This window comes from Micromonospora sp. CPCC 205546 (genome assembly GCF_036902715.1).
Taxonomy (GTDB): domain Bacteria; phylum Actinomycetota; class Actinomycetes; order Mycobacteriales; family Micromonosporaceae; genus Micromonospora.
The window spans coordinates 1-10,857 of the sequence record NZ_JBAKHL010000115.1 but is presented as its reverse complement, the minus strand read 5'-3'; the positions used below and the strand labels follow the sequence as shown (position 1 = coordinate 10,857).

The window sequence follows — 10,857 nt, the reverse complement described above, 5'->3', positions numbered from 1 at the left end:
CGCCCGCCCGCAACCAAGCGCGACGCGGGTACGCGGGCCGGGGCGGACGCCCGCGGCGGAGGCGGGCCGCCCGACCCGCAGGGTCGGGCCGCCCGTGCGGGGGCCGAGGTGCAGCAGTGGGCCGCCGGCCCGGGGACCGACCCGCAGCGCCGGGGTGGCGGCGTCGGGCCGGCCGACCTCCGCCCGCTCCAGCCGGGCCAGGCCGGCCCTGGGCGTGGCCGGGATGCGCGGCTCGACCCGACGCAGGTCGTCGCGCGCCTCCTCCAGCAGGTCGGACAGGCGGATGCCGAGCGCCCGGCAGATCGCCGCGAGCACCTCCGAGGAGGCCTCCTTGCGGCCACGTTCGACCTCGGACAGGTAGGGCACCGACACTCCGGCGGCCTCGGCCACCTCGCGTAGCGTGCGGCCCTGCCGTAGCCGGAGGCGGCGCAGCACCCCGCCGATCACTCGTCGCAGCAACGACATGCGGGCCTCACTCTCGGGCTCGTCGTCCGGGGACACCCCCATCATGCCCCCTGTCGGGCGCACGGGGCGTCCCGTCGTCGCCGCGCGTCGTGCGTGAACCCGCGTGACCCGCGTCGACGACCCCGCCGTGCGAGATCCGCCCAGGCCGCTATGTTGTGGTCGTGCAGGCGACGACAGGGCCGGGGAAGGCCCTCAGGTGATCCACTTTCCCGCTCAACGCCGGGGCCCACTGAGCGCGCTGAGTCTCCGGCTGGCCGCCGCCCTCGGGCTGGTCTTCGCCACCGTCGCCGTGGTCTACCTCGACCGGGACGGCTACCGCGACGTCAACGAGGACTCCCTGAGCCTCCTCGACTGCTTCTACTACGCGGTGGTCACCCTCTCCACCACCGGCTACGGGGACATCACCCCGGTCAGCCAGACCGCCCGGCTGATCAACGTCGTCTACATCACGCCGGCCCGGGTGATCTTCCTGATCATCCTGGTCGGCACCACCCTGGAAGTGCTGACCGAGCAGTACCGCACCGGGCGTCGCCTGTCGCGGTGGAGGAGAGCCGTGAAGGACCACGTCATCATCTGCGGCTACGGCACGAAGGGCCGCAGCGCGGTCTCCGCCCTGCTGGAGAACGGGCTCGACAAGGCCCGGATCGTGGTGGTGGAGCGCAGCGGCCCGGCGCTGCGGCAGGCCACCTCGGCCGGCCTGGTGGCGATCGAGGGCTCGGCGACCCGGTCGTCGGTGCTCAACGAGGCGCACGTGCGCAACGCCAAGGCCGTCATCATCGCGACCGACAGCGACGACGCCTCGGTCCTGGTGGCGTTGACCGTACGGCAACTCACCGCCGGGCAGGTGCGGATCATCGCCGCCGCCCGGGAGGCGGAGAACGCCCCGCTGCTCAAGCAGAGCGGCGCCCACCACGTGATCGTCTCCTCGGCCACCGCCGGCCGGTTGCTGGGCCTGTCCACCTCGGCCCCGCCGCTGATCGACGTGGTGGAGGATCTGCTCACCCCCGGCCAGGGCATGGCGCTGGCGATGCGCTCCGCCGAACGTTCCGAGGTGGGCCGCTCGCCCCGGGAGCTGGAATCGCTGGTCATCGCGCTGGTCCGGCGGGGCAAGGTGGTCACCCTGGCGGACAAGGCCGGCGCGGTCATCGAGACCGGCGACATGCTGGTGCACGTACGCGACGACCGTCCTCAGGCGACCGCCGCTCCCTGACCGGTCCGGCCGTGCCCGGTCAGGCTCTTGGGCTGAGTCAAGAATCCCCTCTACGGATCTATCTCGACGACGGAATGCTTGCTACCGTTTGGCGGCTCGGAATCGCCAGCGGGTGTGACAATTGACCGCAGTCGACGCACTGTCGCTGGCTCCGGCGACGGGGGCAACATCTTTCGCGCGGAGGCTCCGGCCTCGGGCGTCGACTGTCGTCTTCCCGTCCGGTCGGGTATCTCCGCTGCGCCATTCCGAGTGCCTCGTTAATCGAACGACGGGAAACAATAAGTGGCTGAAGTGGCAAATTCCGCAGGATCCGGACGACGCTGGTCGGCCGGCGTCGTGGCGGGCCTCGCCCTGGCGGGCGCGGCAGTCGTCGCGCCCGTGACCGTCGCGCAGGCCGCCCCCGCCGGGGGTGGCGTGTACGACGCGGCGAGCGGTTCTCAGGCCGAGCGCCCGGGGAAGCTGCCGAACCTGCAGAAGGGCAAGATCGAACTGCCCGCGCCGGGCGCCAAGGGGCCTCGCTTCCAGTCGGGCACGAGTGCGAAGCCGCGCATCGTCGGGGGAGGTCTCGCCAGCGCGTCGGAGTTCCCGTACATCGTCGGCGTCGTCAACACGCTGCAGATCGACGGCACGTACTACTGGTACTGGTGCACCGGCACGATCGTCGCACCCAACAAGGTGCTGACGGCCGCGCACTGCACCGCCGACGGCCCGGGCACCACCCGGGTCATCGCCGGCAACGACCAGCTCCTCGACGAGCAGGGCAACATCCTCGACGGCAGTGGGTACGTCGCCGAGGTCGGTTCCACCTGGACCCACCAGGGCTGGAACATCCTCGAGAACTACAACGACCCGTCGGTTCCGCTGCGGAACGACATCTCGGTGCTCACCCTCAAGAAGAACCTGCCGGCCGAGTACACGCCGGTGTCGCTGAGCACGCAGGGCGACGCGACGCCGTACGTGGCTGGCACCTCCGCGGTGATCGCCGGTTACGGCATCGCCTACGACGGCGCGGGTAACGAGGTCGACGACAGCCGGCTGCGCAAGGCGACGGTTCCGATCCGGTCGGACTCCGTCTGCGGCAGCTACATGGTGCAGTACGACCCGGCCGGGATGACCTGTGCGGGTGAGGGTGGGGGTACCCCGACGAATCCGGTCCCTGACACGTGCTCCGGCGACTCCGGCGGCCCGCTCATGGTCGGCGGCAAGCAGGTCGGTGTCACCACCTGGGGTTCCGTCGTCTGTGGTTCGGAGCCGGGCTACTACGTGCGGCTGAACAACTACGTCAACACGGTGAAGGCCGACTTCACCCGGCCGCCGCTGATCAACGCCGACTGGTCCGGCGACGGGCACACCGACCTGATCGGCCGGGACACCGCCGGCAACCTGCAGCTGTTCTACGGCGCCGGGTTCGCCAACAACGGGGTCGGCGGCTTCTACTACGCTCCCCGCCAGATCAACTCCGGTTGGGGCAGCTTCAAGCGGGTCTTCCGCGTCTACAACTGGAACGGCGACCACAAGCCGTCCATCATGGCGATGAAGACCAACGGCGAGTTGTACGTCTACAACAGCGACGGCGCGGGCAACTTCGTCGGCGGCGGCAAGCTGATCGGTACCGGCTGGGCGAACTTCACCGCCCTCATGGTGACCAACAACTGGATGGGCAACAACCGGCCGAGCCTGCTGGTCCGCAAGTCCAACGGCGATCTCATCCGCTACACCAGCAACGGGACGGGCGGCTGGGAGAACCCGGCGGGTACCCGGATCGGCACCGGCTGGAACGGGTTCAACCTGTTCCTCACGCCGGGTGCCTGGAAGGGCGACGGACTTGAGGTGATCATCGGTCGTACGTCGACCGGCGTCCTCAAGATGTACCAGTCCGACGGCGCCGGTGGTTGGACCAACCCGGCCGGCACCCAGATCGGCAGCGGCTGGGCCAACTTCAAGAACATCATGACGCTGGGCGACTGGAACGGCGACAACATGATGGACATGCTGGGCATCAACAGCAGCAACCAGATGCGGCTCTACACCACCAACGGCAAGGGCGACTGGATCGATGCCAGCGGCAAGGTGATCTCCAGCGGCTGGGGCAACTACAACCTGATCTTCTGATCAGGGGATTCCCATCCGGGAAGTAACGAAGAAGGGGCCCCCAACCGACGGGTTGCGTGCCCCTTCTCGTCGTACCGGCACCGTGGCGGCCGGTCGCGACCCTTGGCGGGATGGCGGCCGGCCGCGCCGGTCAGAGGATGGTCCAGGTGTCCCCGCTGGCGAGGAGGCCGGCGAGCTGCTGCTCCGGGGTCACGGTGACCTTCGCCTTCGCCTCGGCGAGCTGCTCCTGCACGACGCTGTCGTACGACGGGCGGTCCACCGAGCGGAACACGCCGATCGGGGTGTTCCGCAGGTCCAGGCCGGGTAGCCGGGACAGCGCGAAGGCGTACGCCGGGTCGGTGACCGTCGCGTCGTGCACGACGATCTCGCCCGGGTCGACCGACGCGGTCTCCCGGACCTCGAGGCCGAAGCCGCCGGGCGGGTGCACGACGCAGAACTGCCCGTCCTTACCGAACGTGATCGGCTGCCCGTGCTCCAGCCGGATCAGGAAGTCGTCGCGGGTGGCCGGCTCCTTGAGCTGCTCGAACGCGCCGTCGTTGAAGATGTTGCAGTTCTGGTAGATCTCCACGAACGCCGAACCCTGGTGCTCCGCCGCCGCCCGCAGCACCGACTGGAGGTGCTTGCGGTCCGAGTCGATGGTGCGGCCGACGAAGGTGGCCTCGGCCCCGAGAGCGAGCGACAGCGGGTTGAACGGCGCGTCGGCCGAGCCGGCCGGCGTCGACTTCGTGACCTTCCCGACCTCGGAGGTCGGCGAGTACTGCCCCTTGGTCAGGCCGTAGATTCGGTTGTTGAACAGCAGGATCTTCAGGTTGACGTTGCGGCGCAGCGCGTGGATCAGGTGGTTGCCGCCGATGGAGAGCGCGTCGCCGTCACCGGTGACCACCCAGACCGACAGGTCGGGCCGGCTGGCCGACAGGCCGGTGGCGATCGCCGGGGCGCGGCCGTGGATCGAGTGCATCCCGTAGGTGTTCATGTAGTACGGGAAGCGGGACGAGCAGCCGATGCCGGAGACGAAGACGATCCGCTCACGCGGGATGTTCAGCTCCGGCATGAACTGCTGGATCGCGGCGAGGATCGCGTAGTCGCCGCAGCCGGGGCACCAGCGCACCTCCTGGTCGGACTTGAAGTCCTTGGCGGTGAGCTTGAGGGCGACGGGCTCAGACATTCTTCAGGACCTCTTCCAGCATCGTCTCCAGCTCGGCGGCCGTGAACGGCAGGCCGCGGACCTGGTTGTAGCCGATCGCGTCGACCAGGTACTTCGCCCGGATGACGTGGGCGAGCTGGCCGAGGTTCATCTCGGGGATGACCACGCGGTCGTACGAGCGCAGCACCTCACCGAGGTTGGCCGGCATCGGGTTCAGGTGCCGCAGGTGCGCCTGCGCGACGGCGTGGCCGCGCTGGCGCAGGCCCCGGCACGCGGCGCCGATCGGCCCGTACGTGGAGCCCCAGCCGAGCACCAGCACCCGGGCGTCGCCGTCCGGGTCCTCGACCTCGACGTCCGGCACCGGGATCGTCTCGATGCGGGCCGCCCGGGTGCGCACCATGAAGTCGTGGTTCGCCGGGTCGTACGAGATGTCGCCGGTCTTGTCGGCCTTCTCCAGGCCGCCGATGCGGTGCTCCAGCCCGGCGGTGCCCGGGACGGCCCACGGCCGCGCCAGGGTCTGCGGGTCGCGCAGGTAGGGCAGGAACGTGGTGCCGTCGTCGCCGTTGGGCTTCGTGGCGAACTCGACCCGCAGGTCGGGTAGTGACTCGACGTCCGGCAGCAGCCACGGCTCGGAGCCGTTGGCGACGTAGTTGTCGGAGAGCAGGATGACGGGCGTGCGGTAGGTCAGCGCGATCCGGGCCGCCTCGATGGCCGCGTGGAAGCAGTCCGACGGCGACTTCGGCGCGATCACCGCGACCGGGGCCTCGCCGTGGCGGCCGTGCAGCGCCATGTTGAGGTCGGCCTGCTCGGTCTTGGTGGGCATGCCCGTGGAGGGGCCGGCCCGCTGCACGTCGACGATGACCAGCGGCAGCTCCAGCGCCACCGCGAGGGAGATCGTCTCGCTCTTGAGCGCCACGCCCGGGCCGCTGGTGGTGGTGACGCCGAGCGAGCCGCCGTACGACGCGCCCAGCGCCGCGCCGACGGCGGCGATCTCGTCCTCGGCCTGCATGGTGAGCACGCCGAAGCGCTTGTGCTTGCTCAGCTCGTGCAGGATGTCCGAGGCGGGGGTGATCGGGTAGGCGCCCAGGAAGACCGGCAGTCCGGAGCGGACGCCGGCGGCCACCAGGCCGAGCGACAGGGCCGCGTTGCCGGTGATGTTGCGGTAGGTGCCCGGCCGCATCTTCGCCGGCTTGACCTCGTAGCGGACCGCGAAGTCCTCGGTGGTCTCGCCGAAGTTCCAGCCGGCCCGGAACGCCGCGACGTTCGCCGCGACCAGTTCGGGGCGGGCGGCGAACTTGCGCTCCAGGAAGCGCAGGGTCGACTCGTAGGGCCGGTTGTACATCCAGGAGAGCAGGCCGAGGGCGAACATGTTCTTGGCCCGCTCGGCGTCCTTCTTCGACACCGCCTGCTCGGCGAGCGCGCCGACCGTCATCGAGGTCAGCGCCACCGGGTGCACCACGTAGCCGGCGAGCGAGTCGTCCTCGAGTGGGCTCGACTGGTAGCCGACCTTGGCCAGGTTGCGCTTGGTGAACTCGTCGGTGTTGACGATGATGTCCGCGCCCCGCGGCAGGTCGGCGAGGTTCGCCTTGAGTGCCGCCGGATTCATCGCCACCAGCACGTTCGGCGAGTCGCCGGGGGTGAGGATGTCGTAGTCGGCGAAGTGCACCTGGAAGCTCGACACGCCCGGCAGGGTGCCGGCGGGGGCCCGGATCTCCGCCGGGAAGTTCGGCAACGTGGAGATGTCGTTGCCCAGCTGCGCGGTCTCCGAGGTGAACCGGTCGCCGGTGAGCTGCATGCCGTCGCCGGAGTCGCCGGCGAAGCGGATGACCACCCGGTCCAGTTGACGGATCTGCTTGGTCACGCCTGCACCTCGCTTCGCTGGGCGCGGTCGCGCGAGGGGCTGAACATGATGGTGACCTCGCCTTGCCCGGCCACGTGACCTCCTTGACGCACCGCTGCACCAGACCCGCGGAGGCGGGCCCGGTCCGCTGTAGTTACCTCACCTGAGAGCCTACGTCGAATAGCCGCCCCAACCTTCTCGGAGGCCGCCCTGTGGGATGGGATCCAGCGAGATTCCACCCCGGTTTGAGGTGTTTCCGGCCCGCCGCCCGTAATCCAGATCACCGGTGGCGGGGGTGGGCGGGGCGTCGACCGGGCGGGCCCGGTGACGCCGGGCCGACCCGGGTCACTCCGTGGGCGCCGTGGACGGCCCGGCGACCGGGGTGGTCATCCGCCGCCGCAGGGAGGTGGTCGCCAGCGTGAGGGCGAACACCACCAGCAGCGTGGAGACGACGATCAGGAGGATGGCGGTACGCCGGACCGAGCCGCCCGCGCCGTCGTCGTCGAGGGTCGGGGCGCCGGCGGCCAGCACGCCCTGCGACCCGGTTGGCGCGGGCGGCGAGGCCACCGGGGTCGCCAGCGCGGCGGCGGCGGTGATCCGGAAGCTCATCTGCACCCGGCGGGGTTGGCCGCTGCGCGGGTCGAGCTGCCCGAGCACCGCGCCGGCCAGCGGGGCCTGCCGCTGGGCCTCGGGGGTCGCGGAGACCGGCAGCCGCAGCTGCGCGCTCCGGCCGGCGGCGAGGGTGCCGAGCGCGCAGCGCGTACGGGTGGGGTCGACCGTGGTGCAGCCGGACGGGGGCGCCGGCACGGTCACCCCGGCCGGCAGGACCACCTCGATGCGGCCCTCGGCGTCGACCCGGCCGGTGTTGCCCAGGCGTACGTCGAGCCCGCTCGACCCGCCGCTGATGTCGAAGGAGACCGCTTCGGCGTCCAGCCTGATCCCCGGCACGGGCGGGCCGGGCGGGAAGAGGACCGCGAACCCCTCGTCGTCGCCCACCGGGCCGGGCACGCCGGGCGCCGTCGCGGTGACCCGCACGGAGCCGCTGAGCGGCATCCGCTTCCAGGCGTCGCCGTCGACCCGTACGCGGAGCAGGGTGCTGAAGCGGGCACCGGGCGTGCTCGACCACTCGCCGCAGCGATGCGCCCCGCCGCCGACCGGGGCGCAGCCCGGGGTGCCGGCGTCGGCCAGCCCTGCCGGCAGTGTGTAGGCCAGCCGGATGCGGGCTGGCGTGGCGCCCGTGTTCGTGATGGTCACCCGCAGCGTGGTCACCGTGCTCGGCGCGTTCCAGTACGCGGCGGTCAGGGTGATGTCGTCGGTCGTGACGCTGACCCCGGCCGGGGGCGCCGGCGGGCTGACCGCCGGCGCGGAGGGCCGGACCGGCGGCGCCGACGGCGCAGGGGGCGGTGCGCCCGTGGTCGGCGCGGCGGTGGTCGGCACCGGCTGCTCCGGAGCCGTCGTGGTGGGGGCCGGCTCGGTCGTCGGGGCCGGTGGCGTGGTCTCCGGCGGCGGCGCCGTGGTGGAGGGCGCCTCGGTGGGTTCCGGTCCGGGGTCCGTGGGATCCGTCGTCGGGGGGTCCCCGCCCGGATCCTCGGCGGGCTCGGTGGCGGCGGAGACGACCCGGGTGGCGTTCGGGGCGGCGGACGCCCAGCCCGGCACCGCGGCGACGGCCAGCCCGACCGCGAGGCCGAGCGCCAGCAGGGGCACGGCGCGTCGGTCACACGCCCGTCGGCCGGGCCGTACGTCGACGCGTGCCATCTGTCCTCCGGTGACGATGAGTGAGATCCCAATGTTCGACAATTGTTGCCAGCAGGCACTAGTCCCGCCGAGAAACAAGTTCGTAACGGGTTCGACCCGGGCGGCGACGAGGAGCGGTAGGCTCAGCGACCGTGACCGGTTACCTGGGCTCGTACGCGACGCTCGGGCTGCTGCTGCTCGCCAGCGTCCTCTTCTTCGTTACGGCGTTCTCGGCCAACCGGGTGTTACGTCCGGCCCGTCCGGCGGATCCCTTCGGCAAGCGCGCAACCTACGAGTGCGGCCTCGACCCCGTCGGCGCCGACTGGGCGCAGATGCAGATCCGCTACTACGTGTATGCGTACCTCTACGTGCTGTTCGCCGTGGAGTCGGTGTTTCTCTTCCCCTGGGCGGTCGTCTTCGACCGGCCTGGGTTCGGGATGGTCACCGTCGTCGAGATGGCGGTCTTCGTCGCGGTGCTGGCGCTGGGCATCCTCTACGCCTGGCGCAAGAACATCCTGCGCTGGTCCTGACCGGGCGGGCGCGACCGCCGGCCGCCCTGCCGCCCCGCACGCCGAGGGCTCAGGCGAGGCCGCGCCGGGTCAGCGTCGGCGGGCGGTCGCCCCGGATCGAGGCGACCATGTCGAGCACCCGGCGGGTGGGGCGGACCTGGTGCGCGCGGAACACCCGGGCGCCCAGCCAGGCCGAGACCGCCGTGGCCGCCAGCGTCCCCTCCAGCCGTTCGGCCACCGGCAGGTCCAGCGTCTCGCCGATGAAGTCCTTGTTCGACAGGGCCACCAGCAGCGGCCAACCGGTGCCGGAGAGTTCGCCGAGCCGGCGGGTGATCTCCAGGGAGTGGCGGGTGTTCTTGCCGAAGTCGTGCGCGGGGTCGATCAGGATCCCGTCGGCGCGTACGCCCAGTGAGACGGCTCGTTCGGCGAGCCCGGTCACCGTCGTGAGCACGTCGGCGACCACGTCGGTGAAGGCCGCGCGGTGCGGGCGGGTCCGGGGTGCCAGGCCGCCGGCGTGCGAGCAGACCAGACCGGCGCCGGTGCGCGCCGCCACCTGGGCCAGTGCCGGGTCGGCGCCGGACCAGGTGTCGTTGAGCAGATCGGCGCCCGCCGCCACCGCCTCCACGGCGACCTCGGCCCGCCAGGTGTCGATCGAGATCACCACGTCGGGGAAGGCGGCCCGGACGGCGGCGATGGTGGCCACCGTGCGGCGGATCTCCTCGGCCACGTCGACGTCGTCGCCGGGACCGGCCTTGACCCCGCCGATGTCGATGATCTCGGCGCCCTCCTCGACCGCCCGCTCCACGGCGCGCAGCGCGCTGTCCTGGGCGAAGGTCGCGCCCCGGTCGAAGAACGAGTCCGGCGTGCGGTTGACGATCGCCATCACCACCAGCTCGTCCGGGCCGAACGTGCGCCCACCGAGCCGAAGCGCCCCGGCCATGCCGCCTCCTGAAGGTCCACCGCCGCCGACCCGTGCCTGCCGCCGGCCGGTCACGACGCTAGCCGGTCGGCCCGGGCCGGGCCCCGTCGGTCCGGCGGCCCCGACGATCGCGACGGCACCGCTGGCCGCGGCTGGTGCTGGGCCAAGGCCTGTTTCACAGACCGCGTTTCACAGACCGCGCCTGGCCGCGTCGGACCTCGACCGGGTTCTCGATCCTGATGAGGCGCTCGGACGGGCGGTGTGGTCCCCTCGCCTCGATACCACACAGGTATTTTTATGCCACTCAGGTATCAGCGTTCCGGCGACACTGGTTCATCAGCGCGGGTGGTGGGGTCGCTCCGGGCGGTTCGACGTGCCACGATCTGTGCATGGGTCAGGTTCTGCTCCTGCTGGTCGTGGCGTTGACCGTCGCGGCGGTCGTGTTCGGGGTGACGGTGCTGGTCTCCGGCCGGGATCCCGGCCTGGCGCCCGCCGAACCGGACGGACGGGCCGTGCCGCTGCCGGCGGCCCGCCCGCTGCGCGAGTCCGACGTGGGCGAGGTGCGCTTCGACACCGCGCTGCGGGGCTACCGGATGGCGCAGGTCGACCACGCGATGCGCCGGGCGGCCTACGACATCGGCTACAAGTCCGAGCTGATCGGCGTGCTGGAGGCGGAGGTCGCCGCGCTGCGCGAGGGCCGGACGGCGGACGCCGACGCCCTGCGCAAGGCGCGGGAGCAGGCCGCCGCCGAGCCGTCGCCGACCACGCGGGGGACCGTGCCGGTCGCGGTCGACCGGCCGGCCGCGCCCGGGGGCACCGACGTGGTCGTCGAGCCGATCCCCGCGTTCGCGGGCCCGACCGCCGGGGCGGCGGCGCAGGGCACGGCGTCGACCGGCCGGCCGGGAGCCGCCGGCGGCGTCGCGG

General features: G+C 71.9%; 9 protein-coding genes. 4 read left to right on the top strand and 5 right to left on the bottom strand.

The window, feature by feature from the left end:
- Nucleotides 1-465: helix-turn-helix domain-containing protein (locus tag V6U77_RS28785; protein WP_334609895.1), on the bottom strand; the 465-nt coding region annotated here is incomplete at its 3' end.
- A gap of 196 nt (nt 466-661) precedes the next feature.
- Between V6U77_RS28785 and V6U77_RS28780 the strand changes: the two genes are divergently transcribed.
- Entirely contained in the window at nt 662-1,675 is a 1,014-nt protein-coding gene (locus tag V6U77_RS28780) for a potassium channel family protein (RefSeq protein ID WP_334609894.1), read from the top strand.
- Between the two features lie 291 nt (nt 1,676-1,966).
- The gene (locus tag V6U77_RS28775) at nt 1,967-3,787 is read left to right on the top strand and encodes a trypsin-like serine protease (RefSeq protein WP_334609893.1); all 1,821 of its coding nucleotides are present in this window, start codon (nt 1,967-1,969) and stop codon (nt 3,785-3,787) included.
- A 130-nt stretch (nt 3,788-3,917) separates the two neighbouring features.
- Here V6U77_RS28775 and V6U77_RS28770 read toward each other — a convergent pair whose 3' ends face one another.
- The 3 genes from V6U77_RS28770 to V6U77_RS28760 all read right to left on the bottom strand — a co-directional run bounded on the left by V6U77_RS28770 (nt 3,918) and on the right by V6U77_RS28760 (nt 8,526).
- On the bottom strand, nt 3,918-4,952 hold the full coding sequence (locus V6U77_RS28770; protein WP_334609892.1) for a 2-oxoacid:ferredoxin oxidoreductase subunit beta: 1,035 nt from the start codon (nt 4,950-4,952) through the stop codon (nt 3,918-3,920).
- Complete coding sequence (locus V6U77_RS28765; protein WP_334609891.1) at nt 4,945-6,792, bottom strand: 2-oxoacid:acceptor oxidoreductase subunit alpha; 1,848 nt, start codon at nt 6,790-6,792, stop codon at nt 4,945-4,947. The genes V6U77_RS28770 and V6U77_RS28765 overlap by 8 nt, the downstream gene beginning before the upstream one ends.
- A 324-nt stretch (nt 6,793-7,116) precedes the next feature.
- Complete coding sequence (locus V6U77_RS28760) at nt 7,117-8,526, bottom strand: hypothetical protein (protein ID WP_334609890.1); 1,410 nt, start codon at nt 8,524-8,526, stop codon at nt 7,117-7,119.
- 131 nt (nt 8,527-8,657) lie between these two features.
- Here V6U77_RS28760 and ndhC point away from each other — a divergent pair, with 131 nt between their 5' ends.
- The gene (gene ndhC / locus V6U77_RS28755) at nt 8,658-9,035 is read left to right on the top strand and encodes an NADH-quinone oxidoreductase subunit A (protein WP_089002173.1); all 378 of its coding nucleotides are present in this window, start codon (nt 8,658-8,660) and stop codon (nt 9,033-9,035) included.
- Between the two features lie 49 nt (nt 9,036-9,084).
- Here ndhC and folP read toward each other — a convergent pair whose 3' ends face one another.
- A complete protein-coding gene (gene folP, locus V6U77_RS28750) occupies nt 9,085-9,954 on the bottom strand; it encodes a dihydropteroate synthase (RefSeq protein WP_334609889.1) in 870 nt (289 codons plus the stop codon).
- Nucleotides 9,955-10,322: 368 nt separating this feature from the next.
- Between folP and V6U77_RS28745 the strand changes: the two genes are divergently transcribed.
- Nucleotides 10,323-10,857: DivIVA domain-containing protein (locus tag V6U77_RS28745; protein WP_334609888.1), on the top strand; the 535-nt coding region annotated here is incomplete at its 3' end.